22 protein-coding genes are annotated in these 24,453 nt (G+C 69.3%); 13 read left to right on the forward strand and 9 right to left on the reverse strand.

All coding sequences use genetic code 11. From position 1 onward, the window contains the following. Positions 1–44 precede the first annotated feature (44 nt). Positions 45–512, forward strand: coding sequence for an AAA family ATPase (locus D892_RS0111020; RefSeq protein WP_024801290.1), 468 nt, complete (start codon positions 45–47; stop codon positions 510–512). A 1-nt stretch (position 513) separates the two neighbouring features. Here D892_RS0111020 and D892_RS0111025 read toward each other — a convergent pair whose 3' ends face one another. Further along, positions 514–1,356, reverse strand: a complete 843-nt coding sequence (locus tag D892_RS0111025; protein WP_024801291.1) for a Cof-type HAD-IIB family hydrolase — start codon at positions 1,354–1,356, stop codon at positions 514–516. A 259-nt stretch (positions 1,357–1,615) separates the two neighbouring features. Here D892_RS0111025 and D892_RS0111030 point away from each other — a divergent pair, with 259 nt between their 5' ends. The 5 genes from D892_RS0111030 to D892_RS0111055 all read left to right on the forward strand — a co-directional run bounded on the left by D892_RS0111030 (position 1,616) and on the right by D892_RS0111055 (position 7,946). After that, on the forward strand, positions 1,616–2,596 hold the full coding sequence (locus tag D892_RS0111030) for an ABC transporter permease (protein ID WP_024801292.1): 981 nt from the start codon (positions 1,616–1,618) through the stop codon (positions 2,594–2,596). Next, a complete protein-coding gene (locus tag D892_RS0111035; protein ID WP_024801293.1) occupies positions 2,593–3,579 on the forward strand; it encodes an ABC transporter permease in 987 nt (328 codons plus the stop codon). Before D892_RS0111030 ends, D892_RS0111035 begins: the two co-directional genes overlap by 4 nt. A gap of 11 nt (positions 3,580–3,590) precedes the next feature. Continuing rightward, complete coding sequence (locus tag D892_RS0111040) at positions 3,591–5,474, forward strand: ABC transporter ATP-binding protein (protein ID WP_051499606.1); 1,884 nt, start codon at positions 3,591–3,593, stop codon at positions 5,472–5,474. Between the two features lie 142 nt (positions 5,475–5,616). Beyond that, a complete protein-coding gene (locus D892_RS0111050; protein WP_024801295.1) occupies positions 5,617–7,290 on the forward strand; it encodes an ABC transporter family substrate-binding protein in 1,674 nt (557 codons plus the stop codon). Then, entirely contained in the window at positions 7,287–7,946 is a 660-nt protein-coding gene (locus D892_RS0111055; RefSeq protein ID WP_024801296.1) for a hypothetical protein, read from the forward strand. Before D892_RS0111050 ends, D892_RS0111055 begins: the two co-directional genes overlap by 4 nt. Before the next feature lie 4 nt (positions 7,947–7,950). Here the strand turns inward: D892_RS0111055 and D892_RS0111060 are convergent, their stop codons facing one another. The 3 genes from D892_RS0111060 to D892_RS0111070 form a co-directional block, all read right to left on the reverse strand. After that, positions 7,951–8,967 carry an agmatine deiminase family protein gene (locus D892_RS0111060; protein WP_024801297.1) on the reverse strand — a complete coding sequence of 339 codons (1,017 nt, stop codon included), beginning with the start codon at positions 8,965–8,967 and terminating at the stop codon, positions 7,951–7,953. A gap of 142 nt (positions 8,968–9,109) precedes the next feature. Further along, positions 9,110–9,859 (reverse strand): 1-acyl-sn-glycerol-3-phosphate acyltransferase, encoded by a 750-nt coding sequence (locus D892_RS0111065; protein ID WP_024801298.1) that lies wholly within the window; start codon positions 9,857–9,859, stop codon positions 9,110–9,112. Positions 9,860–9,878: 19 nt separating this feature from the next. Next, a complete protein-coding gene (locus D892_RS0111070; protein ID WP_024801299.1) occupies positions 9,879–10,673 on the reverse strand; it encodes a 1-acyl-sn-glycerol-3-phosphate acyltransferase in 795 nt (264 codons plus the stop codon). Between the two features lie 174 nt (positions 10,674–10,847). On the opposite strand from D892_RS0111070, the gene D892_RS40920 reads away from it, so the two are divergent. Together D892_RS40920 and D892_RS0111080 are read left to right on the forward strand one after the other, a co-directional pair. Next, positions 10,848–11,681, forward strand: coding sequence for a hypothetical protein (locus D892_RS40920; protein ID WP_024801300.1), 834 nt, complete (start codon positions 10,848–10,850; stop codon positions 11,679–11,681). A 186-nt stretch (positions 11,682–11,867) separates the two neighbouring features. Next, positions 11,868–13,424 carry a Rieske 2Fe-2S domain-containing protein gene (locus tag D892_RS0111080; RefSeq protein WP_024801301.1) on the forward strand — a complete coding sequence of 519 codons (1,557 nt, stop codon included), beginning with the start codon at positions 11,868–11,870 and terminating at the stop codon, positions 13,422–13,424. 26 nt (positions 13,425–13,450) lie between these two features. Here D892_RS0111080 and D892_RS0111085 read toward each other — a convergent pair whose 3' ends face one another. The 4 genes from D892_RS0111085 to serS all read right to left on the reverse strand — a co-directional run bounded on the left by D892_RS0111085 (position 13,451) and on the right by serS (position 19,394). After that, the gene (locus tag D892_RS0111085) at positions 13,451–14,491 is read right to left on the reverse strand and encodes a Gfo/Idh/MocA family oxidoreductase (protein WP_024801302.1); all 1,041 of its coding nucleotides are present in this window, start codon (positions 14,489–14,491) and stop codon (positions 13,451–13,453) included. Positions 14,492–14,684: 193 nt separating this feature from the next. Continuing rightward, positions 14,685–15,647 (reverse strand): DMT family transporter, encoded by a 963-nt coding sequence (locus D892_RS0111090; protein ID WP_024801303.1) that lies wholly within the window; start codon positions 15,645–15,647, stop codon positions 14,685–14,687. A 482-nt stretch (positions 15,648–16,129) separates the two neighbouring features. Further along, positions 16,130–17,995, reverse strand: coding sequence for a bifunctional diguanylate cyclase/phosphodiesterase (locus D892_RS0111095; protein ID WP_232236057.1), 1,866 nt, complete (start codon positions 17,993–17,995; stop codon positions 16,130–16,132). Between the two features lie 136 nt (positions 17,996–18,131). Next, the gene (serS, locus tag D892_RS0111100; protein WP_024801305.1) at positions 18,132–19,394 is read right to left on the reverse strand and encodes a serine--tRNA ligase; all 1,263 of its coding nucleotides are present in this window, start codon (positions 19,392–19,394) and stop codon (positions 18,132–18,134) included. A 212-nt stretch (positions 19,395–19,606) separates the two neighbouring features. Here serS and D892_RS0111105 point away from each other — a divergent pair, with 212 nt between their 5' ends. From D892_RS0111105 to D892_RS0111125, 5 genes are all read left to right on the forward strand, one after another. After that, positions 19,607–20,728, forward strand: coding sequence for a septum formation family protein (locus D892_RS0111105; protein ID WP_024801306.1), 1,122 nt, complete (start codon positions 19,607–19,609; stop codon positions 20,726–20,728). Positions 20,729–20,754: 26 nt separating this feature from the next. Further along, positions 20,755–21,108: a metallopeptidase family protein gene (locus D892_RS0111110; protein WP_024801307.1), complete on the forward strand. Its 354-nt coding sequence runs from the start codon at positions 20,755–20,757 to the stop codon at positions 21,106–21,108. A 166-nt stretch (positions 21,109–21,274) separates the two neighbouring features. Then, positions 21,275–21,592 (forward strand): PE family protein, encoded by a 318-nt coding sequence (locus tag D892_RS0111115; RefSeq protein ID WP_024801308.1) that lies wholly within the window; start codon positions 21,275–21,277, stop codon positions 21,590–21,592. A gap of 83 nt (positions 21,593–21,675) precedes the next feature. Beyond that, a complete protein-coding gene (locus D892_RS0111120) occupies positions 21,676–22,869 on the forward strand; it encodes a PPE domain-containing protein (RefSeq protein WP_024801309.1) in 1,194 nt (397 codons plus the stop codon). Further along, entirely contained in the window at positions 22,866–23,702 is an 837-nt protein-coding gene (locus D892_RS0111125) for an ESX secretion-associated protein EspG (protein ID WP_024801310.1), read from the forward strand. Before D892_RS0111120 ends, D892_RS0111125 begins: the two co-directional genes overlap by 4 nt. Before the next feature lie 47 nt (positions 23,703–23,749). On the opposite strand, the gene D892_RS0111130 is transcribed toward D892_RS0111125, so the two are convergent. Next, complete coding sequence (locus D892_RS0111130; RefSeq protein ID WP_024801311.1) at positions 23,750–24,430, reverse strand: histidine phosphatase family protein; 681 nt, start codon at positions 24,428–24,430, stop codon at positions 23,750–23,752. Positions 24,431–24,453 lie beyond the last annotated feature (23 nt).

Here is a 24,453-nt window from a genome sequence, read left to right on the forward strand (position 1 = left end):
GTTCACCCGAACACAGAGCCCGCTGCGCGCCATAGGCTTTCGGGATGACGCGCGTACTGGTCACCGGCATGTCCGGCGTCGGCAAGTCGGCGCTGCTGCGGGAGCTGGCCCGGCGCGGCCACCGGACTGTCGACACCGACTACGGCGACTACTACGAAACCGTCGACGGCGAGCGGTTGTGGCGTATCGACAGGATCGCGGCCCTGCTGGACACCGCGCCGGACGGACCGGAGTTGCTGTTCGTCCAGGGCACCACGCGCAACCAGACGCTGTTCTATCCCCGCTTCGACCACATCGTGCTGCTCAGCGCCCCGGCGGACGTTCTCGTCGAACGGCTGCGCACCCGCACCGACAACCCCTACGGCAAGGATCCGGCCGAACTCACCGAGACGCTGGACAATCTCGCCGCGGTGGAACCGCTGCTGCGCGCGTCCGCCACGCTGGAGGTGGTGACGACCGTGCCCGTGGAACGGGTCGCCGACATCGTGCTGGAGCGGGTGGGAACGGGCTGAATCAGCTTGCCCACCAGCGTTCCAGAACCTGGGCGACGCCGTCGGCCGTGTTGGTGGCGGTGACCTCGTCGGCGGCGGCGCGGGCCTCGGCGTGACCGTTGGCCATGGCGACGCCGTGGCCGGCCATGCGCAGCATCGGGACATCGTTGGGCATATCGCCGAAGGCGACCACGGTGCCGTGCTGGACCCCGAGCCGCTGGGCGACGATGGCCAGTCCGGAGGCCTTGGTGACGCCGGGGGCCGACAGCTCGATCAGGCCGTTGTCGGTCGAGTAGGTGATATCGGCCCGTCCCGCCAGTTTCGGTTCCAGTGCGGTGCGCATCTCGGCGCTCGTCGCGCCGGGCAATCGGATCAGCATCTTGATCGCCGGCGCCGCGGTCACCTCGCGGCGAGCGACCTGGGTGTCGTCGGGATTCAGCCAGGCGTGCTCGTACTCCGGCGAACTCACGAACTGCGGGGTCGCCGCGTCCTGCGCGCTCGCCCCGACGCGCTCGGCGGCCAGGCCGCAGCCGGGCAGCACCCACTCGGCCAGATCGGCGATCCAGGCCAGGCTCTCGACGTCGAGGGTGCTGGTGTGCAGGATGCGATCCGAGGCGCTGTCGTAGATCACCGCGCCGTTGCCGCATACGCACAGCGGCGCATAGCCGAGACCCTCCACGACGGGATCGATCCAGCGCGGCGGCCGGCCGGTGGCGAGCACGAACGGCACACCGTCGGCGATCAGCGCGGCCACCGCGGTCTTGGTGCGCGGGCTGACGCGCTCACGCTCGTCGATCAGGGTGCCGTCGACATCGGTGGCCACCATCTTCGGTGCGGGTAGGTGCAGGCGCGTCACCTCGTCCATCCTGCCCGAAACCGGTCGCCCGCCGTAATCACGACCGGATCGGCGGTCACCCGCGCCGCGGTGCCGCCGTCCGCCGACCGACACACCGACGGTCGTCCGGGATCCAGACCCCTTACCTGCGGGTACCGCCCGCGACCGCCGCACACCAGGCCCGCGTCCGGCCCGACGGCGATCCGCGCATGTCGCGACCCCTCCTTGGCACGCCTCTTTCGCCACCTGTCCTTATGATCGGGGGCTAGCAACCAACCCGAGGGGACCGATGACCGGCTTTCTGCTGCGACGCGCGCTCAACTATGTCGTGCTGCTGGTGCTGGCGACCTTCCTGACCTTCAGTCTCGCGTCGCTCACCTTCCGCCCGCTGGACAGCCTGGAGCAGCGCAATCCGCGCCCACCGCAGGCCGTGATCGATGCGAAGGCCAAGGAACTGCATCTCGACGAGCCGATTCCACAGCGCTACGCCACCTGGGTGAGCGGCATCGCGCACGGCGACTTCGGCCAGACGCTGGCGGGGCAACCGGTCAGCGAGGAACTGGGCCGCCGGGTCGGGGTGAGCCTGCGGCTGTTGGTGATCGGTTCGCTGGTCGGCACCGCGCTGGGCGTGCTGATCGGCGCGGCGGGCGCGATCCGGCAATACAGATTCAGCGACTACTTCACCACCATCGTGTCGCTGCTGGTGCTCAGCACGCCGGTATTCCTGCTCGCGACCCTGTTGAAATACGGTGCGCTGGAAATCAATACGGCCACCGGGCAGCAGATATTCCTCTATACCGGCGAGACCTCGGCGACCGCGGTACACGGGTTGTGGAACCAGATCGTCGACCGCGTCCAGCACATGATCGTCCCCACGCTGGGCCTGGCGCTCGCCGCGATGGCCAGTTACAGCCGCTACCAACGCAATGCGATGCTCGACGTGCTGCAGAGCGACTTCATCCGCACCGCCCGCGCGAAGGGGCTGACCCGCAGCCGCGCACTGTACAAGCACGGCCTGCGGACCGCGTTGATCCCGATGGCGACGCTGTTCGCCTACAGCCTGGGCGCCCTGATCACGGGCGCGACGTTCACCGAGAAGATCTTCGGCTGGCACGGCGTCGGCGAATGGCTGATCAACGGAATCGACGCACAGGACCTCTACATCGTGGTCACCGTAACGGCATTCGCCGGTCTGGTGATCCTGGTATCGGGACTATTGTCCGACATCGCCTACGCGATCCTCGATCCACGGGTGCGAGTGGGAGCATGACCGAAACCGAAATCATCATCCAGGGCGCTCCCGAGCCGCAGGCCGCCGGGCGCCGGAAACTGGTGTGGCGCAGGTTCCGCCGCAACAAGCCGGCCGTCGGCGGCGGTATCGTCCTGCTGCTCATGCTGGTGCTGGCGTTCGCGCTGCCCGCGTTCCTGCCCTACGACTACCAGGAACTGGACTACGCGGCGCTGCTGCAACCACCGAGCCCCGCACATCCGTTCGGCACCAACCAGATCGGCCAGGACGTCCTCGCCCAGACCCTGCGCGGGCTACAGAAATCGCTGATCATCGGATTCAGCGTCGCCCTCATCGCCGGCTTCATCGCCGCCCTGGCCGGCTCGGTGGCCGGACTGCTGGGCGGCTGGACCGACCGCGCCGTCATGTGGCTGGTGGACCTGCTGCTCGTGGTGCCGAGCTTCATCATCGTGGCGATCTTCGCGCCGCGGATGAAGGGCACCGGGTCGACCCTGCTGCTGATCGGCCTGCTCGCCGCGTTCAGCTGGATGATCAGCGCCCGGATCGTGCGCGGGCTGACGCTGAGCCTGAAGGAACGCGAATTCGTGCGCGCGGCACGCTATATGGGCGCCTCGACGTGGACGATCATCACCACCCACATCGTGCCCAACATCGCCTCCATCCTGATCATCGACACCACGCTCGCGGTCGGCGCGGCGATCATGGCCGAAACCGGCCTGAGCTTCCTGGGTTTCGGCGTGCAGCCGCCGGACATCTCGCTCGGCTCGCTGATCGCCACCGGCACCAAGTCGGCACTCACCTACCCGTGGTTGTTCCTGTTCGCCGGTGGGCTGCTGATCGTCACGGTGCTGTGCGCGAACCTGGTCGGCGACGGCCTGCGCGATGCCTTCGATCCCACGTCCAAGCGAGCGCGGGCGCGAAAGCGCAAGGGCGACCGAGACACCGCCTCGCCGAACTCCGACGCGACCGAACGAGAGACCCCAGCAGGAAAGGGCCCGGAATGAACGGCCCCGGCATGACCGACGAGGGCACGGCAGCGAAGGCGAACGAGCAACCGCCCACCGCACCGCTGCTGGAGGTCTCGGATCTGCGCGTGTCCTTTCCCAGCGAGGAGGGCCGCGTCGACGCGGTGCGCGGCGTGAACTACACGGTGTCCGACGGCGAGGTGCTGGCCATCGTCGGCGAATCCGGGTCGGGCAAGTCGGTGTCGTCGCTCGCCGTGATGGGCCTGCTGCCCGAGCAGGCCCGGGTGCGCGGCTCGATCCGGTTGCGCGGCAAGGAACTTCTCGGGATGAGCGACAAGCGGCTGTCGGCGCTGCGCGGCAGCCGGATCAGCATGGTCTTCCAGGATCCGCTGTCGGCGCTGACGCCGGTCTACCGGGTGGGCGACCAGATCGCGGAAGCCCTGCTGACGCACAAGAAGATGACCAGGCGCCAGGCCGCCGACCGGGCCGTCGAACTGCTGGATCTGGTCGGCATTCCCGATCCGAAGACGCGCGCGCAGGGCTTTCCGCACGAGTTCTCCGGCGGCATGCGCCAGCGGGTGGTGATCGCGACGGCGATCGCCAACGATCCGGAGCTCATCATCTGCGACGAGCCCACCACCGCACTGGATGTCACGGTGCAGAAGCAGATCCTGGATCTGCTGCGCAAGGCCCGCGACATCACCGGCGCCGGCGTCGTGATGATCACCCACGACATGGGGATCGCGGCCACCCTCGCCGACCGGGTCGCCGTCATGTATGCCGGTCGGGTCGTCGAGACCGCCGGTGCCGCAGACCTTTTCCACGCTCCCCGGATGCCGTACACGGTCGGCCTGCTCGGCTCCATCCCGCGCATGGACGGCCCGCCGCGCACCCCGCTCATCCCGATCACCGGCGCCCCGCCGATCATGCACGCGCTGCCGCCGGGCTGCCCGTTCGCGCCGCGCTGCCCGGTGTCGATCGACGAGTGCCGCACCGCCGAACCACCGCTGCGCGAGACCGGTCCGGGGCATCCCGCCGCCTGTATCCGCACCGCGGAGGTCGGCACGGACGACCTGTTCACGGCCTACCGCAGGGAGATCGAGACACCCGACGCCGAGCCGGCCGCGGATCCCGGTGTGGTGCTGCGTGTCTCGGATCTGACGAAGACGTTCCCGCTCACCTCGGGCGTGGTCTTCAAGCGCCGCACGGGTGAGGTGCGGGCGGTGGACGGCATCAGCTTCGAGGTGCGCAAGGGACGCACCTTCGCGCTGGTCGGCGAGTCCGGTTCGGGTAAATCCACCACGCTGACCCAGGTCATGGACCTGGCGCGGCCGGAGGGCGGCAGCATCGAGGTGCTCGGCGACGATGTCGCGACCCTCACCAAGGCGCGGCGGCGCGAGATCCGCCGCAAGGTGCAGATCGTCTTCCAGGATCCCTCGGGGTCGCTGGATCCGCGGCTGCCGATCTTCGACGCGCTGGCCGAGCCGCTGCGCATCGACGGCCGCCCGCGCGACGAGATCCGCCGCCGGATCCCGGAACTGCTGAGGCAGGTCGGCCTGAGTCCCGACCACGCCGACCGCTATCCCGGCGACTTCTCCGGTGGCCAGAAGCAGCGCATCAACATAGCGCGCGCCCTGGCGCTGGACCCCGAACTGCTGGTGCTCGACGAACCGGCGTCCTCGCTCGACGTCTCCATCCAGGCCGGTGTGCTGAACCTGTTGCGGGATCTGCAGATCGAGCACGGGCTGTCGTATCTGTTCGTCTCCCACGATCTTTCGGTGGTCCGCAATCTCGCTCACGACATCGGTGTCATGTATCGCGGCAAGATCGTCGAATCCGGCCCGGCGGAGCAGATTTTCGCCGATCCGCAGCATGCGTACACCCGGGCGCTGATCGACGCGGTCCCCCTGCCGATCGCCGCGGGACGGAGATGACCGTGCGAATCCGGGCGCCGCGAATCCGGGTGCGGCGATCGACCCGCCGGAAAGGCGTCGAACTCGCGAACGACGTGGACCGTAAGGTCTTCGAGGAAGGCGGCACGAAATGATCACCCGGCCCCCACGGAAGGAGCGGTCCATGCGGATTCGTTCGACAGTGTCCCGGTTCGCGATTCCCGCGGTCGCGCTCGGATTGGTCTTGTCCGGCTGCGCGGGTTCGGATAGCACCGGCACCGGGACGTCCTCGATCGGCACCACCAACGACATCAACCCGCACGACGTCAGCGAGCTGCGCGACGGCGGCAACCTGCGGGTGTCGGTGTCGTCGCTGCCGGAGAACTGGAACACGCTGACCGTCGACGGCAACGACGCCCAGATCACCAACATCGAGCGCCCGATGATGCCGCAGGCCTTCACCGTCGATGCCGCGGGGAACCCGGCGGTCGACACCAACTACTTCACCAGCGTCGAGCTGACCAGCACCGAGCCGCAGCAGGTGACCTACACCATCAACCCCAAGGCGATGTGGTCCGACGGCACCCCGATCACCTGGGAGGACATCGCATCCCAGGCGAACGCGCTGAGCGGTCGGGACAAGTCGTACCTGATCGCGAACAACCAGGGCTTCGACCGCGTCACCAAGGTCGAACGTGGCGTCGACGACCGGCAGGCGGTCATCACCTTCGACAAGCACTACGCCGAGTGGAAGGGCCAGTTCTCCGGCAACGGAATGCTGTATCCGAAGTCGGTCACGTCGTCCCCGGAGGCATTCAACAAGAGCCTCGTCGACGGCCTGCCCGTGACCGCCGGACCGTTCACGATTCAGTCCGTTGATCGGGCACAGGGCCGCATCGTCCTCGGCCGCGATCCGAAATGGTGGGGGGCGACGCCGAAGCTCGACACCGTCACCTTCAGCGTTCTCGACGCCGCGGCGACCATTCCGGCGTTGCAGAACAACGAGATCGACGCCGCCGGAGTCGCCAGCCGCGACGAGCTGAAGACGGCGCAGAGCATTCCGGACGTGGCGATCCGCCGCTCACCGGCCACCCAGTGGTCGCACCTGACCTTCAACGGCGCGCCCGGATCGATACTGGCCGATCCCGGTGTGCGGGTGGCGATCTCGAAGGCCATCGACCGGCAGGGCATCGCCACGGCCATGCAGAACGGACTCGTCGCCGATCCCAAGCCCCTGAACAACCACATCTATCTGGAGGGCCAGACCGGCTACCAGGACAACAGCCTCGGCTTCGACCCCGACGCCGCGGCCCGCGAACTCGATGCGCTGGGCTGGAAGCTCAACGGCGACGTCCGGGAGAAGGACGGCCGCAGGCTCGAGATCCGCGACGTCATGTACAACCAGGACACCTGGGTGCAGATGGCACAGATCATGCAGCAGAATCTGGCCCGCATCGGCGTCAAGCTCAACATCGACACCAAGCCCGGCAAGGGCTACTTCACCGATGTGATCCAGCCCGGTGACTTCGATGTCGCGCAGTTCAGCTGGGTGGGTGATCCCTTCCCGCTGAGCAGCATCAACCAGATCTGGGGCTACAACCCGAACGACATCCAGGGCAACTACGGCCGGATCGGCTCGCCGGAGCTCAACGACCTGATCGAGCAGACGGTGTCCGAACTGGACGAGAACAAGGCGGTGCAGCTGGCCAACCAGGTCGACCGCAAGGTCTTCGAGGAGGGGCACTCGCTGCCGCTGCTGCAGACCCCGGGCATCGTCGCGGTGCGCGCCAACCTCGCCAACTACGGCGCGCGCGGCCTGGCCACCTACGACTGGACGAAGGTCGGCTTCCTGAAGTGATCTCCGGCCCGGGCCATCCCCTGGCCTATCCGGTCCTGACGACGATCGGCGCCCTGGTGACCTGCCTCGCCTGGGCGCCGTTCGCCGATCTGGAGCAGCTGAGCATGCTGGCGACGGTGGGGCTGATCGTGCTGGGGTACACGGCCTTCCGGCTCACCGTGGCGTTCGGGGTGCTGCGGGTGCGCCGGGTAGCGCCCGGGGTCGCGGAATGCAAGCGCGTGCGGCAGCAGCATCGCCTGATCAGCCGGTCCTGGCTGGAGCTGGAGGTGGACGGCCGAATCCGGCGGCTGCCGGTGTATTTCGATCCCGCCCTGGTCACGCTCCCGGCGGCCACGGCCCGACTGGGGCACGGTACCGTACATGTCGGAGAGCTGCGGCTGTATCCGTCGGGCCCGCTCCGGGATTCGGAACCGCCCGGGCGCCTCATCGATAACCCCACCCGCCCCGATCCGGACGGGCCGGCGCATGCGGCCCGGTCGGCCCGGTTCGGCCGACGGCTGGTGCTGGACGCGCAGTTCGCCGTCGTCGCGCCGTTCGCCGCGCTGTTCTGGATCTATCTGGCGGGCGGCGGATTCCTCGTATTCCTCGGCGCGGCAACGGTCGCCGCCGCCGTCGCCACCTGGTTCGCCGCGATCCGCGGCTCGGACCCCAGTTAGCCGGCTACGCCGTCACCAGCGGCTGCTGCTGCGTCGAACAATGGATTCCGCCGCCGCCCTCCACGACGGCGTTGTACTCGACCCGCACCACCTCACGGCCCGGGAACGCGTCGCCCAGTATCCCGGCGGCGCGGTCGTCGCCGTGCCGGTCACCGTAGGCGGGCATGTACACCGCGCCGTTGCCGACGTAGAAGTTCACGTAGGAGTACAGGAAGTCGGGTCCGCGCTCGCCGGGCAGCGCCGTGACGTCGGGCTGCGGGAGCTCGATGATCTCGAAGCCGCGGCCCGCGGCATCCGTGGACTCGCGCAGGATCTCGCGGGCCTCGACCGCCGCCCGGGCGAATACGTCGCCCGGGTCGGGATGCACCGGCCGATCCACCAGCACCACACCGGGTTCGGCGAACCGGGCCACCGCGTCGACGTGGCAGTCGGTGACATCCTCACCGGCAACGCCGCGCAGCCAGACCACCTTGGTGACGCCCAGCATGTCGGCCAGTGCGTTCTCGATCTCCCCGTGGTCGAATCCGGGATTCCGATTCGGATTGACAAGTGCACTCTCGGTTGTCAGTAGCGTGCCTTCGCCGTCCACTTCCAATGCGCCGCCCTCGGCGACTATCGGGGCGACCACCCGTGGAATTCCGGCATGCTCGAGAACCTTTCGAGCAACCTTCGCATCCATGTGGTATTCCGACTTCTGGCCCCAGCCGTTGAAGTTGAAATCGATGCCGGCGCCGCCCTCCGGACCGCCGACGAATATCGGCCCGGTATCGCGAATCCACATATCGTCCATCGGCGCCGGTACCACCTGCACGTCCGGTCCGCAGGCCCGGCGCGCGTCGTCGACCTGCTCGCGCCGGGCCACCAGGGTCACCGGCTCGTACTCGGCAATCGCCCGCGCCAACCGCGCCACATCCGCGCGCACCAGCGGTAGTAACTCCTCCCACACCGATTCCTTGGCGGGCCACGCCAGCCAGGTCCGGGCATGCGGATCGGTTTCCGCGGGCATCACGTAGCGCGTCATGCGGACGACGCTACCCACTTTCTCCGGACGCACCAAGAAATAATGCGACCATCCATTGCAGATGCACTTTCGCGCCACCGACAGTGAAAAAGGACAGTTTTCAACTACCCGCCGACGGCGGTACGAATCGATTTCGCGCGCGTTATTCGCGGTTCGTCTTCCCGGCCCGCCTGCGCTCGAGTTCGCGCTGATCCAGGACGGCCGCCTGTTCCGGTGTCGGCGCGGCGCCGCCGAGCCGGGCCGGCACCCAGCGCGCGCCCGCGGGCATCTCGTAATCCCGCTGCGCGTCGGCGAGCAGGCGCTCCATGCGCACCCGCAATTCGGCGGTGAGCGCGTCCGCGGAATCGCGGACCGGGATGGGCTCGCCGATCCGGATTGCGATCGGGAACCGGTGTCGCCCCAGGCGTTTCGGGATGTCCTTGGTCCAGACCCGCTGCGCGCCCCAGATCACCATCGGCACGATCGGCACGCCCGATTCGATCGACATCCGGGCCGCGCCCGACTTGAATTCCTTCAGTTCGAAGCTGCGGCTGATGGTCGCCTCCGGATAGACCACCACGATCTCGCCGTCGCGCAGGGCGGTCACCGCCCGCGCGAACGACTGTGCGCCGGCGCTGCGGTCCACGCCGATCGCCTTGCACTGCTTCATCAACCAGCCCACGATGCCGCGTTCGAGTTCGGCCTTCATCATGTAGCGGACGTTGCGGCCCGATTCGCGGCCCACCAGGCCGACTTCCATGAAATCCAGATACGCGGTGTGATTCACCGCCAGCACCGCGCCGCCGGTGCGCGGAATATGTTCCTGCCCGCCGATATCAATGCGCAGACCCTGCGCCCGGAACAGCGTGCGGACCAGTCCGGTGAGAATGTCGAAGACGGGCTCGCGCGCCATACTCGAAACTCCTGTGCCTCTACTGTGTCGCACCGTCCGTGGGCGCACCGTTCCTGGCCGTGCGGCGCGCGGCCTTCTCGGCGGCCTCCGCGGCATCCATCGCGTCTGCCTCCGCCAGCGTCGGCGCGCTCCCGCCGAGCCGGGCCGGGACCCAGTATGCCCCGGACTCGTGCACGTAGTCCTGCTGCAACTCCGCCAGCAATCGCTGCATCGTCGAGCGCAGCGTGCTGGTCAGCTCCGCGGCGGTCTCGGCGACATCATCCGAGGTCCCCGCGGGCCGCAGCGGCTCGCCGACCGCGATCGAGATCGGGGTGTTGGTGCGCCCCAGCCGCTTCGGATGCCCCTTGGTCCACACCCGCTGCGCGCCCCAGATCACCATCGGAATGATCGGGACGTCCGCCTCGATGGCCATCCGGGCGGCGCCGGACTTGAATTCCTTGATCTCGAAGCTGCGGCTGATGGTCGCCTCGGGATACACACCCACCAGTTCGCCGCGGCGCAGATACTCCACCGCCGCGTGATAGGAATCTGCGCCCGCCGAACGATCGACCGGAATATGCTTGAGCGACCGCATGATCGGCCCGGAGATCTTGTCGTCGAAGACCTCCTTCTTCGCCATGAACCGGATGTATCGCTTCGGTGTGCGGGCGGGCAGTCCGGCGTAGGTGAAGTCCATGTATCCGGTGTGGTTGATCGCGATGACGGCGCCACCGGTCGCGGGGATGTTCTCGTCGCCGCGCACGTCGAACTTCAACCCCTGCGCGAAGAAGAGGGTGCGAGCCAGGCCGATGATCGTCCGGTAGACGGGTTCCACAATTCAGCTAGCGTAGTCGCTGTCACATTCGGCACTCCCAGCGCACGCGCAGGAAAGAGGTTCACCGCAGTGAAACGGCCCCGAGCAGCATCTCGCACACGAGACGGCCGGACGCGGCGGGGCACGCTACTCGGAAGGCTCGGCTTCGGAAGGCCCGGCGCCGTAAAGCTCGGCATGGGAGGGCTCGGCCTGCTGGCGACGGTTGCCGTGGCCGGATGCGATTCGGCGGTCGGCATCGAGGGCACCGACTACGACACCGACACCGGAAGATCCGCGGCGGCGTCCACGTCGGCCGCGCCGCCCGCCCGGCCCCGGGCCGGCGAGGCGGCGGTGACCGTCTCGCTGGCGACGCCCGACTCCGAGACCGCCGACGCGCTCACCCGCTGGGCGATCGATCTGCAGGAACTGCCGCCGCAGCGGCTGGCCGGCAAGTGCTGGATGATCTCGCCGCAGGACGTGGAGTCCATGTACGCCGACAAGCAGGCGGTGCTGGCGGCGCTCGCCGAACCCGGCGTCCCCGACGGAGGCACGGTCGTGTGGCAGAGTCCGGCAGCGACCTCGGCCGCCGCGGCGGTCACGGTCGTCGCCGGCCGCACCGACATCGCCACCGGGTACGCCTGTCCGCGGGTCTTCCCCGCCGGCGCCGAGACCGGATTCACCACGGCCGACGCCCGGCACACCGTCCGGCGGTATCTGGCCCGCAGCACCGGCCGGCCGCTCGACCCGGCCGACCGGGAGGCCGCGCATCCGCTGGTGTGCGCGGCGAGCCCGGCGACATGGGATCCCACCGGCAGCGGCCGGTCGAGCGTGCCGCCGCTGTCCGCCACCCCGGACAAGCTCACCGGTGTGCGGTCCTATGCCGACCAGTCGATCACGTCCGAGCAGCTGCGCACGGGATATCTCGCGGTGACGGCGCCGGTCACCGACGCCACCGGCGCGCAGCAGGAGCGGACGTTCACGGTGCGCGAGACCGACCAGGGCTACTGCATCGGCGACGTCTCGCCCTGACGCGGGCGGCGCCCTTCTCGCACACGCGGCACCTGCGCCGGGCCCGGGGGCGCCGCCATTCGGACACGCGGCGGCTGCGACGGGCCCGGAGGCGGCAGCCTGCGTAACCACGGAGGGACCCGCAGGCGCCGCCATTCGGACAGAGCTACTCTGGGTGGCTGAAAACGGTTCAGGAGGGACTTCTTCGTGCAGATCACCAGCGTCGGACATGCCGGATTTCATATCCGCACCGCGGCCGGGACGATCCTCTGCGACCCGTGGGTCAACCCGGCGTACTTCGGCTCGTGGTTCCCGTTCCCGGACAACACCGGGCTGGACTGGGACGAGCTGGGCAACTGCGACTTCCTCTACGTGTCGCACCTGCACCGGGACCACTTCGACGCGAAGAACCTGACCGAACACATCAACAAGGACGCCACCGTCCTGCTGCCCGACTACCCGGTGCCCGATCTCCGCCGCGAGCTGGAGAAACTGGGCTTCCACACGTTCTTCGAGACCGAGGATTCGGTCAAGCACACCGTGACCGGCGCCGGCGGGGCCGAGCTGGACGTGATGATCATCGCGCTGCGCGCCCCGGCCGACGGGCCGATCGGCGACTCCGGCCTGGTGGTCTCCGACGGCGAGACGGTGTGCTTCAACATGAACGACGCGCGGCCGGTCGACATGGATGTGCTGCACGAACAGTTCGGCCACATCGATATCCACCTGCTCCAGTACTCGGGCGCCATCTGGTACCCGATGGTCTACGACATCCCCCGGCGGACCAAGGCCAACTTCGGCAAGCAGAAGCGGCAGCGCGGGATGGACCGGGCGCGCAGCTACGTCGACCAGGTCGCGGCGACCTGGGTGGTCCCCTCCGCCGGTCCGCCGATGTTCCTGGACCCGGAGCTGCGCTACCTGAACGACGACGGCGACGACCGCTTCTCCGAGGAGAACGGCAACATCTTCCCGGACCAGACGGTGTTCCTGGAACATCTGCACCAACACGGCAATTCGGGTGGGGTGCTGATGATTCCGGGTTCGGTGGCCGACGTCCACGGCGCCGACCTGAGCCTGACCCATCCGTTCGATCCGGCCGAGATCTACGACGACAAGGCCGGATACATCGAGCGGATGGCCGAGCGCGCGGCGCCGGTGCTGGCCGCCGAGCGGGCGTCCCGGGCGTCCGGCGAGGACCCGCTGCTCCCGCGGCTGAAGGAGCTGTTCGAGCCGATCATGACGCAGAGCGACCTGATCTGCGACGGCATCGGCTATCCGGTCGGCCTGGTACTCGGCGACGAGACCGTGGTGCTGGACTTCCCCAAGCGCGTGGTGCGCGGCCCGATCGACGGAGAGGGCAAGTACCGCTACGGATTCCGCATCGATCCGCAGCTGGTGCGGACCGTGCTGCGCGACGACGAGCCGGACTGGGTGAACACCATCTTCCTGTCCACTCGCTTCCAGGCGTGGCGCATCGGCGGCTACAACGAGTACCTGTACACGTTCTTCAAGTGCCTCACCGACGAGCGCATCGCCTACGCCGACGGCTGGTTCTCCGAGGCACACGACGATTCGGCGTCGTGCGAGCTGGCCGGCTGGGAGGTGCAGCGCCGCTGCCCGCACCTGAAGGCCGACCTGTCGAAATTCGGTGTGGTGGAGGGCAACACGCTCACCTGCAACCTGCACGGCTGGCAGTGGGACCTGGAGTCCGGCCGCTGCAAGACCTCCAAGGGCCACGAACTGCGCTCCCGCAAGCTGGTCTGACCGGCACACCCCGGTGCCGTCCCGCTTCAGGACTCCGCCGCTGCCACCGACCGCGCCTGCTCCAGAACCTGTAGTGCGGCAACGGCGTCCCACGGGTCGACCGGGACCGGGAGCCCGTCCAGGAGTGCGTCCGCCATCGCGGCGTAGAAGGCCGGGTAATCGCCCGGCTCGCTGGGCGTGGGGTGCACGTCGCCCTCGGTGCCGAGCAGACCCCAGTTCTCGGAATCGACAGTGCCCCAAGGCTTCCTGCCGTCCGGGCGGCGGCCCGAGCGGAGCGCCTCCTCCTGCGGGTCGAGACCGTAGCTCACATAACCACTGTCGGAGCCGAGCACCCGGAAGCGGGGCCCGAGCTGCGGGGCGACGGCGCTCATCCACAGATGTGACCGCACGCCCGAGACGTGCGTCAGCGCCAGGAAGGCATCGTCGTCGGTGGGTACGCCGTCGCGGCGGGAATCCAGTTCGCAGTAGATGCCGGCCACCGGACCGAAGAGGTGCAGGGCCTGGTCGACGAGGTGGCTGCCCAGGTCGTAGAGGATGCCCGCGCCCTCGGCGGCGCCGCCGACCTCCCGCCAGCCACCCTTCGGCACCGGCCGCCACCGTTCGAACCGGGACTCGAAACGCCGCACCGCGCCCAGGCTGCCGTCCTCGATCAGCCGGCGCACCGTGCGGAAGTCGCTGTCCCAGCGCCGATTCTGGAAGACCGTGAGCAGGCGGCCGGCCCGCTCGGCGGCGGCGATCATCTGCTCGCCCTCGGCGGCGGTCAGGGCGAACGGCTTGTCGACGACCACCGGCAGTCCGGCTGCCAGCGCCCGGGTCGCCAGCGGCGCATGCGTGCGGTTGGGCGTGGCGACCACGACGAGGTCGACCCCGGCAGGATCGGCGAACAGCTCATCGGCGGTCGGCACCACCCGCGCGCCCGAATGTTCCCGCCGGGCCTGCTCGGCCCGCCGCTCCGACGACGTCACCACCGCGGCCACCCGCAGCCGCGGTTCGGCGGCGACCAGCGGCGCATGAAACACCGCCCCGGCCAGCCCGTACCCGATCACCGCAACACCCAGCTCCGCCATACCGTCCTCCTCGACCACCGGCCTTCGATCCGACCATCATTCCCCAGTGCTCTCCCGTCCCAATCCCGCATTACCCGGCACGCCCTCCTCCGGCATGCCTGTGGCCCATACGCCACCCGCAACGCAGCATCCGACAACTTCATCCGAGCATCCGATCCGGCCAGGAGCGCCCCGCCGGCCCGGCGAAGCGCTCCTACGACCGGGCCGGAACGGGCCGTAGCGCGGCGATACCGACGGCGACCAGGGTCAGGGCGCCGCCGACAACGGTGGACGCGGACAATCCGGAGCCGGTGGGCACCACGATGTCCAGCACCACCGCCGCGAGCAGCTGCCCGGCGACCGAGGTCAGGCCGAGCAACAACACGCCGATCCAACGAACCACCAGGACCCCCAGCGCGATGAACACGACACCGATGACGCCGCCGAGGTACAGCCACGGTTCGGTCGGAAAACGCTGCGGCCACCCGACCCGGGCGAGCACCAGGGCCTCGACGACCAGCAGCCCGGCGACACCGGCGGCGAAGTTGACCAGCGTGGCCGAGTAGGGCCCGCCCACCACGCCGATCTGCCCGTTCATCGCCTGCTGCCAGGCCAGGCCGATACCCGACAGCGCCGGAAGCAGCACCAGCGCCGCGGCCGGCACGGCGCGCACGAGGTCCCCGGCCGCCGACCCGGCGGCGCCCGATCCGGACCCACCGACCGCCGAGATCCCGACCGCCGCCAAGGCCAGCGCCGCACCCGTGACGCGCAGTGCGGTCACGGGTGTTCGCCCGGTCGGCCCCCACCCCAGCCGGTCCACCACCAGACTGCTCGTCAGCTGCCCGGCCACGGTGGCCACGGTGAATGCCGCCACCCCGATCGCCGCCACCGTAAGCCCCTGGCACGCAACGAAGAACGCCCCGCACAGCCCGCCGAGCAGCTGCCACCAGCGCAGCCCGCCACCCGCCACGGCACGCCACACCTCGCGAACCCCCGCCCGCAACCGCCCGCTCACCACGAACACCACCGCCAACACCGCCAGCCCCGACCCGAAACTGATCACCGCCGCCGCGATCCCATCCTGCAACCGCACCCCCAGCGCCCCGTTCACCCGCCCCTGAACCGCCACCCCCGCACCGATACACAGCCCGGCCCCGATACCCCAACCTCTACCCACCCGCCCGATTCTCCGGATCCCCACCGGCTCCCGCCCACCACCACGCCACAACGACTCGAGAAACGAGTTCCCGACACCGCACGACCGACACCGGCCCGCCGACTCGCTCAGGCCCAGCCGCCGCACTCGACCCCCAGCCGACTACCCGGTCGAACCGTCCCCCGTCGCGATCACCGTGTGCGCACAACACCCACGGCATACCGCCCGAGCGCTCGATGCGGAACTCGCCCGCCGCCGACGCAGGGCCGCCTGTGTCTGTCGACCAGGCATGGCTCCCCGGCCGACTCACGCATCCCCGGCCCCTCGGACCGATCCCCGAATTCAGCCGCGGCCTTCTCGCCTGTATCGCGAGAGACGCGACGCACCGGCCGGACTGTGCGGATCCGTCGAATCAGCGATCGCCGAAGATCGTTCACGCACGCTCTTCCGCGCGCGACGTTTCGAGACACCGAGCGCCGATGGCCGGCGGCCGAACGCAATGCTCAGTTCTGGCTGCCGAACGATCCCGTGTCGAAGGGGTTATCGATCGGGACCCAGCCGTTCGTGGAGAACTCGCGGTCGGCTCCGGCGCCGACCAGGCCGTGCCGGTCGTTGAGATCGTCGATCAGCTCCGCCACCGGGTGCGAGTCGCTGTAGTGGTACCCCTGGGCCAGCGCGAAACCCAGTTCGGTGAGCACGGCCGCCTGGTACTCGGTCTCCACGCCCTCGGCGATGACCTGTAGGTCCAGCGACTTGCTCAGCGCCGCAATCACTCCCAGCAGCGGCGGGGCCGGGGTGCCCGAGCGGATCGCCGCGACGAAGGACTGGTCGACCTTCAGGATGTCGCTCGGGATGGTCGCCAGGCGGCTCAGCGAGGAGTATCCGGTGCCGAAGTCGTCGATCGCTATTCGTACGCCACGCTCGCGCAGCGTGTTCAGGTTCTCGACGGCCGTCTGCGATTCGGCGGCCAGTTCGCTCTCGGTGACCTCGAGCACCAGCTGCTCGGCGGGCCATCCGGTATCGGTGAGAATCCCGGAAACCCGGTCGGCGTAATCGGATTCGGCCAGTTCCAGCCCGCTCACATTGACGTTCAGCGTGAGATCGAGCTGGGCGAAGGTGTCCTGCAGCCGGGCCGCGTCGGCGCAGGCGCGGCGCAGCACCAGCTCGTCCAGGTCGGAGATCAGGTCGTACTCCTCGGCCACCCGGATGAGCCCCTCGGTGGTGACGTCCGGCTGGGCGTTCGACGACCAGCGCAGCAGGGCCTCCACGCCGACGGCCTTGCCGCCGCCCTCGGTCAGGCTCACTATCGGCTGGTAGTGCACGTCCAGCGCGCCCTCGTCGATGGCCTGGCGGAGCTCGACCGCCAACGGGAGCTGCCGCGACGACTCCAGCACGGTCCGGTTGCGGCCGGCCTGCTTGGCCCGGTACAGACCGACGTCCGCGCGGCTGACCAGCAGCGACCCGGATTCGCCCGGCTGCCACGAGGTGACGCCCGCCGAACATCCGGTGGTCACCGCCGCCCGTAGCTGCTCGGTGAGCAGGATCGCGGCCTGTTCGGTGGTGTCGGGTAGCAGCAGCGCGAACGCGTCGCCGCCGTAGCGGGCCAGCCGCTGATCCGGCCCCAGCAGCTTGGACCAGGTGTCGGCGACCCGCTGCAGCACGGCGTCGCCGGCCCGGTGCCCGAGATGGTCGTTGATCTTCTGGAAGCGGTCCAGATCCACCAGCACGAGCGCCAGGCCCTGGCCGGTGCGGCCGGCGTGCGCGATGGCGGTATTCAGGGCTCGATCGAAGCCGCGCCGGTTCAGCAGGCCGGTGAGCACATCGATATCGGCGTCGGAGGCCATCCGGGTGAGGATTCCGACGACGATGCCCGCGCCCACCGTCACACCGGCCGGTATCAGACCCGACCACCACGGCAGCCCCCGCGAGGGCACGGCCCACAGGCACAGCACCACCGCGAACAGCACATGCGCCGCAACCCATTGCCAGGCAAAGAAGATCGCGGCATCGCAGGCCACGAACACGTAGAATGCGGCAAGCCCGATACCGCCGACGGTATTCGGGAACCAGTGCACCGCAACGGTGACCAGGATCGTGGCCACCGCGACATAGACGTGGTGAATCGAATGCGGCAGCCGCGGGCCCCACAGCAGCAGGCTGACCCCCAGCAGCAGCGCGACCGCCGCCGCGGCGCCCACCAGCGGCCGGTTTCCCTCGTCACCCGGGGCGATGACGGTGATCACCAGGCCCAGCACCCCGCCCATCACATAGAAGGCCCCCGTGGTCCGAGCCATGACCATTGCCGTCGCCAGCGCCGATGCCGTCCGCACCCGCGTGCGGGTATCGCCGCGAGAGTCGATTCCTCGCACGATGCCTAGCCTAGAACAGTTGTCCGGTGCAGTAGTCACATCGGCAGGAATCGACCGGCAAAGTCACAGATTTCGACGTTCTAGGCTCATGCACGGGCACACATGCGTCATTTCAGGCACTCGCGCGAATCACCAGTTACCGCAACGGCTCCAGGATTTCCCGGCCGACGAACGGCACCAGCGCGGCCGGAACGCGCACCGATCCGTCGGCCCGCTGATGGTTCTCCAGCAGCGCGACGAGCCAGCGCGTGGTGGCCAGGGTTCCGTTCAGGGTGGCCGCCGTCTGCGGCTTGCCGTTGTCGTCGCGGTAGCGCACCGACAACCGGCGCGCCTGGAACGTGGTGCAGTTCGATGTCGAGGTGAGTTCGCGGTAGGTCCCCTGACTGGGCACCCATGCCTCGCAATCGAATTTGCGCGCGGCCGAGCTGCCCAGATCGCCGGCCGCCACATCGATCACCCGGTACGGCACCTCGATCGCGGCCAGCATGTCCTGCTCCCAGCCCAGCAGCCGCCGGTGCTCCGCGTCGGCCTCCTCCGGCTTGCAGTAGACGAACATCTCGACCTTGTCGAACTGGTGCACCCGGATGATGCCGCGGGTGTCCTTGCCGTAGCTGCCCGCCTCCCGGCGGAAGCACGACGACCAGCCCGCGTATCGCTTGGGACCGGCGCCGAGATCGAGGATCTCGCCCGAGTGGTAGCCGGCGAGCGGCACCTCCGACGTGCCCACCAGATACAGATCGTCCTCCTCCAGGCGGTACACCTCGGCGGCGTGCTGCCCGAGAAATCCGGTGCCCGCCATGATCTCCGGGCGCACCAGCACCGGCGGGATCATCATGGTGAAACCGTTGGCGACCGCGCGCTGGGCCGCCAGCTGCAGCAGGCCCAGCTGCAGCAGCGCGCCGTAGCCGGTCAGGAAGTAGAAGCGCGAACCGGACACCTTGGCGCCGCGCTCCATATCGATCACGCCGAGCGACTCGCCCAGTTCCAGATGGTCGCGCGCCTCGAAGTCGAATGCGGCGGGCGTGCCGACGGTTTCGAGCACGGCGTAGTCGTCCTCGCCGCCGGCCGGGACGTCCTCCCGCACGACGTTCGACAGCTCGCGCTGCACCCGGTCCAGTTCGCGATCGGCCGCATGCTCGGCCGCCTCGGCCTCCTTGACCTTCGCCGCCAGCTCCTGCCCGTGCGTCAGCAGCGCGGGCCGCTCCTCGGGGGATGCCTTGCCGACCTTCTTGCCCAGCGCCTTCTGCTCGGCGCGCAGGTTGTCGGCGGTCGCGACCGCCGCGCGGCGCGCGGCGTCGGCCTCGAGCGCGGCGTCCACCAGCGCCGGATCCTCACCGCGGGCCCGCTGCGAGGCGCGCACCGCGTCCGGATCGTCGCGCAGGAATCGGAGGTCGATCATGGGTTGTCAGCCTAGTAGCCGCCGCAAAACGAATTTCCACAGGTATAGCGAGCAATACCGGGCTCACCCCCCGCGCGCGGCCGCTCCGGAACGAGTCGGCGGCCGGTCGGGGAAGACAGGGTCGGGGAAGAACAGATCGCGGGAGCACAAGGCGCGGCGGGTCGGAGACAGGTCGTAGCGGGTCGGAGACAGCACTGCCATGATGGAGCGCGATGTCCACCGATGACGTGCCTCAGGCGCCCGACCCCCGCAGCGAACCGACCGGTGCCCCCGGTAGTCCGGATCGGCGCGGCTCGAGGTCGTCCGCACACGCCACGCCGTCCCGGCGGGTGCACCTGCCCGCGCACAAGCTGCGGTGGGGGCTGCTGGCGGTGGCGATCGGCGCCGTCGTGGCCGCGTTGGTGACCATGTTCTTCACCGGTTTCCGCAGCTCGAACGGCCTGGAGGCGCACGATCCCGGCAGCGGGCCGGCCGGCAAGCGGGCCGTGACGGCGTTCGGCAGCGCGAAATCCGGCGACTGCCTGTCCTGGACCAACGCCAAGACACTGGATCTGCAGAAGGTCAACTGCGCCGACGAGCACCTGTTCGAGGTCACCGCCGACATCGACCTGAGCCGCTATCCCGGCCGCGAATTCGGGCCCGGTTCGCGATTCCCCGACTCGCTGCGCTTCTCCGAACTCCGCGACGAGCACTGCACCCCCGCCGCCAATTCCTACCTCGGCGGCCGTCTCGACCCGCGCGGTCGCTTCGTGGTCGGCATGATCAACCCGGGCGAACCCGGCTGGGCGAACGGCGACCGCACCATCCGCTGCGGACTGCAGCTGGTCAGCGCCACCGGCAACGCCACCCAGCCGACCGCGGGCCGGGTGAGCGAGAGCGACCAGTCCCGCACCTTCGAGGCCGGCACCTGCATAGGCATCAGCCAGAGCCTGCCGACCAACGAGCCGGTCGACTGCGCCAAACCGCATGCCTACGAGGTGATGTCGGCGGTCGACCTGGGCGCGCATTTCACCGGCGCCGCACCGGACAACGCCGACCAGGACAAGTTCATGCAGGACGAGTGCTCCCGCGCCGCCGACGAATACCTCGGCGGGCAGGACGCGCTGATCAACAAGACGCTGACCATCTTCTGGGACAACCTCGATACGCGCAGCTGGCTGGTCGGCAGTCATCGGCTGAACTGCCTGGTGGGCAAGGGAACCCAGGACGGCTTCTCCACGATCACCGGCTCGGCCCGCGGCGATGTGCTCATCGACGGCCAGGCGCCGGTGCCACCGCCGAATTCCGGCCGTTCCACCCCGTCACCACTCCCCGGCGCCCCGCCCCCGCGATAGCGGACTTACGGGTGGTGAGCGACCGAATGCCCGTCTCGATATCCGACGACCGGTTCGAGGAACTGGTCGGCGAGGCGCTGGACCTGATCCCCGCGGAGCTGGCCCGCGCGATCGACAACGTGGTGGTGCTGATCGAGCCCCGCAACCCGGAGGACCCGCAGTTATTGGGCCTCTACCACGGCATTTCGCTGATCGACCGGGTCGACAGCCAGTACGGCGGCGCGCTGCCGGACACCGTCACGATCTACCGCGACGCCATCTTGGAGATCTGCGACAGCGCGGAGGACGTGGTGGAGGAGGTGGCGATCACGGTGATTCACGAGATAGCTCACTACTTCGGGATTGACGAAGACCGCCTGCATGAGCTGGGATGGGGTTAGTCTTGACCCGCGAAGCGGGTCAAGCCGGAGAAAACTATGGACTCGAGGGAACCGGAACGCGGGCCATCGCGTCCAATCAACTCGTAGGGGGAATTGTGGTTCCACCGAAGGGTCGACCTATGTCGGCTCGTCAGCGCTTCAGCCACCACAAGAAGGAGTTCGAGTCATGGTTGGCATGCTCATATCGCCCGAACTGATGCTCGCCGCCGCCGCCGAGCTGGATCTGCTCGCCGAGCGGCTGATGGCGGCATCGGCACTCAGCGGCCCGGCGACCCACGTGCTGCCCTCCGGCTGCGAGGAGGTGTCCCTGCTGGCCGCCGGTCATTTCAACCACGCCGCGGCCACCCATGACGGCGCCGTCGCGCAGGGGGCGCTCGAGCTGCATCACTGCGCGCACACCCTCCGCATGCAGTGCGCGAGCCACCTGGCCGGCGACGCGGTGCAGGCCGCCGCCGTCACCGCCGTCAACGCGATCACGCCCTAGACCTCGCACCACGATCTCGCAGCACCACCCGACCTCGCAGCACCACCCGACCACGACTTGTACCGCACAGGGGAGTAACAACCATGGTTGTAGGTATCACGGGGGCGATATGGGAATTACGCCCCGCCGAAGTCAACTGCGCCACACTGCATGCGGGCGCGCACGCCGTACCGATCACGGCGGCGGCGACGGCCTGGGGAGCCCTCACCGCGGTGTGGGCCGAGGCCGATGCCACGGTGGTCCGCACGATGGCCGAACTGGGTGTCGGCATGGAGGGCCTCGGCGGCGTGGCCGCGCTGGCCAAGCTGGGCGGCTTCCTCGGCTGGGCCGGCCAGCAGACCGCCATGTCGACGGTCATGGCCGCCAAGGCCACCGGTAATGCCGTGGCGTACGGGGTCGCGGCGCTCGCCATGCCGAGCCCGCCGGAGATCACGGCCACCAACGCCGCAGTGACGGCCGCGCACACCCCGCCCGGGATCGCATGTGGCAGCTTCGCCCTGGCCGAGGCGGCGCGGGCGGCGATGGATGCCCGCGCGGCCATAGTGATGGAGATCTACGAGGCGGCGACCAGCGCCATCGCGACGACGCCGGGCGAGTTCCTGTTGCCGCCGCCGATCGTCCCGGGCGCCGGGTCGGCGGCCGAGGGTGGCCAGGCCGCACAGGGGGCGACCATGCAGGCCAACCCGAGCGATCCGCTACAGGCCACCATCGCCGCCGCACAGGCGGTCGCGAGCAACCCGTCCGTGGTGAGCACCGCGACGCAGGCCGCCTCGTCGGCGATGTCGATGGCCGGCTCCGGCGTCACCACCGCCGGAAACGTCGCCGGCACAGCGATTTCCACGGCCGTCCACGGCAGCAGCGGGGTGCCGAGCTTCGCGGGGCCGATGATGGCGTCGATCGGCGCCGTCGGTGGCGGCACCGCGACGGCGACCCGCACGATGTCGCTGTCCGGTGGTTCCACCGTCGGCATCGGCAACAACGCGGGGTCGCTCAAGCTGCCGGAGGGCTGGGGTGCCGGCGCCATCGGCGGCGGCGGTGCGGCGAGTCCGACGACGGTGCAACCGGTGAGCCCGGCCTCGGCCGGTGGCCCGGCGCCCGCGCCGACCCGGCCGGCCGGAACGTCCGGTAATCCGTTGCTCGGCAACCAGTCTCGCGACGACGAGGAGGAGTCGGAGCAGCACGGCAACGACTATCTGCGGGGGGACCACTTCGGGCAGGGCGGCGTCATCGCGCCCGGTGTCATCGGTGGCGACCCATCCGCGGAGAGCGCTAGGTGACGGTGCTGGGCGAGGGCCACGGGCCGTCGATGCTGGAATCGGTGGTGTTGTCGTTCGACGAGTTCCAGTTTCTACAGCAGAATCTGGAGCTCGTCGACATCCCGGTCGTACTCTCCGCGAACCGGTACTACGACAACTCCGACACCTACTCCGAGGCGATGTCGATCGCCGAGCGGTCACTCACCGAGCGGGAGTTGCTGCACGGCGACGTCGTCACACCGGAGCTGGCCGAACGCCTGCGCGCACTGAGCCTGCCGCACTGGGCGCTGGAGATGCGCTGGATGGTCGGCGAGCAGGTGAACCGGCTCTGCATCGCCAAGGGCGACAAGCTCGAGGTCGTCGTCCTGCGCGGACAGGGCACGTACGTCGTCGACGAGGCCGGCCCCGACCTGCCGGGAACCGTGATCGCGGCGCTGGGCCCGGCCCAGCCGCTCGAGCTGTACGGCATGAACATACCGACGGAGGAGTTCGCCCCGATCCTGGGCGACACCGGCGACAGCACCACCACGGCGCAGCGGTTGGCGAAGTTCGGCAAGCCGAGTCAGGATGCTCCCACCCTGGCCGCGGCCCTGGTGGAAATCGAGTCGGCCGCGGAGATCATCGGCCTCATCTACGGCGACGGCACCCGCGATTTCACCCCCAACCACATCTCCGTCATCAACACCCGCCACGGCCGATTCCTGTCGACCACGAGCGTGTCCGACGACGGAGTCAAGTGGTCCTCGTTGAGCACCGGCACGTCCGCCCGGCTGCGCATCGCGTTGCAGGACCTGATCGCTTCGATGCCGCTCCGCGAGGACTTCCCGCACGGCAGCTCACCGCTGGGCACCTGAGCGCCGCCGGCAGCTGAGCGCGCGGGCCGATCCGCCGGCTCGCGCGCTCATCCCATCGGATCGTCGGCGGTGGGTTCGATGTCGGCCTCGAACGGCGGCGTGTACCGGCCCCACCGCACGCATTCCCAGCCGCGGAACTCGCCGCGGCCGTCCGGGCCGCCGTAGCGCGGCAGCAGCTCGATGGTCTCGGTGTTGTCGAGATGGTTGTTCGTGGTGAACGGCGGCGCCACCCCGCCCACCGCCCGACCGGCCAGACGCATGGCCGCGCCGTGGCTGACCACCAGGATGTCGCCGACCGCGGTGGCGCCGGGAATCAGAAATTCCTGCCGAAGCCGTTCCAGCTCCGGCAGGTACCGATCGAGCACCTCCTGCCCGGTCTCGCCGCCGGGCAGCCGGACATCCAGCCGTCCCAGATGCCACGTGCGGTAGACATCCTGGAACATCTCGTGCGCCGCATCGGAATTGGCCCCCTCCAGCTCGCCGACCTGCACCTCGTACACCCCGTCGAGCACCTCGGCCGACACCCCGGTCACCGATTCGACGTGTCCGGCGGTCTGGCGGGCGCGTAACGCCGCCGAGCTGAACAGCCGCCGCGGCGGCGTCCTCAGCGTCGCCCCGAACGATTTCGCCTGCGCCACACCGCGCTCGGTCAGCGGCAGGCCCGGCACCCGGGTGTCCAGGACCTTCGCGACATTGCCCTCGGTCTCGCCGTGCCGGACCAGGATCAGCTTGCCGACTCTGTCCGACTCCC

It is taken from the genome of Nocardia sp. BMG51109 (assembly GCF_000526215.1).
Lineage (GTDB): Bacteria > Actinomycetota > Actinomycetes > Mycobacteriales > Mycobacteriaceae > Nocardia.

Excerpts from the sequence above, each read along its gene's own strand:
- D892_RS0111020 (WP_024801290.1), top strand. The coding sequence starts at position 45 with ATGACGCGCGTACTGGTCACCGGCATGTCCGGCGTCGGCAAGTCGGCG.
- D892_RS0111025 (WP_024801291.1), bottom strand. The coding sequence starts at position 1,356 with ATGGACGAGGTGACGCGCCTGCACCTACCCGCACCGAAGATGGTGGCC.
- D892_RS0111030 (WP_024801292.1), top strand. The coding sequence starts at position 1,616 with ATGACCGGCTTTCTGCTGCGACGCGCGCTCAACTATGTCGTGCTGCTG.
- D892_RS0111035 (WP_024801293.1), top strand. The coding sequence starts at position 2,593 with ATGACCGAAACCGAAATCATCATCCAGGGCGCTCCCGAGCCGCAGGCC.
- D892_RS0111040 (WP_051499606.1), top strand. The coding sequence starts at position 3,591 with ATGACCGACGAGGGCACGGCAGCGAAGGCGAACGAGCAACCGCCCACC.
- D892_RS0111050 (WP_024801295.1), top strand. The coding sequence starts at position 5,617 with ATGCGGATTCGTTCGACAGTGTCCCGGTTCGCGATTCCCGCGGTCGCG.
- D892_RS0111060 (WP_024801297.1), bottom strand. The coding sequence starts at position 8,967 with ATGACGCGCTACGTGATGCCCGCGGAAACCGATCCGCATGCCCGGACC.
- D892_RS0111065 (WP_024801298.1), bottom strand. The coding sequence starts at position 9,859 with ATGGCGCGCGAGCCCGTCTTCGACATTCTCACCGGACTGGTCCGCACG.
- D892_RS40920 (WP_024801300.1), top strand. The coding sequence starts at position 10,848 with ATGGGAGGGCTCGGCCTGCTGGCGACGGTTGCCGTGGCCGGATGCGAT.
- D892_RS0111085 (WP_024801302.1), bottom strand. The coding sequence starts at position 14,491 with ATGGCGGAGCTGGGTGTTGCGGTGATCGGGTACGGGCTGGCCGGGGCG.
- serS (WP_024801305.1), bottom strand. The coding sequence starts at position 19,394 with ATGATCGACCTCCGATTCCTGCGCGACGATCCGGACGCGGTGCGCGCC.
- D892_RS0111105 (WP_024801306.1), top strand. The coding sequence starts at position 19,607 with ATGTCCACCGATGACGTGCCTCAGGCGCCCGACCCCCGCAGCGAACCG.
- D892_RS0111110 (WP_024801307.1), top strand. The coding sequence starts at position 20,755 with ATGCCCGTCTCGATATCCGACGACCGGTTCGAGGAACTGGTCGGCGAG.
- D892_RS0111115 (WP_024801308.1), top strand. The coding sequence starts at position 21,275 with ATGGTTGGCATGCTCATATCGCCCGAACTGATGCTCGCCGCCGCCGCC.
- D892_RS0111120 (WP_024801309.1), top strand. The coding sequence starts at position 21,676 with ATGGTTGTAGGTATCACGGGGGCGATATGGGAATTACGCCCCGCCGAA.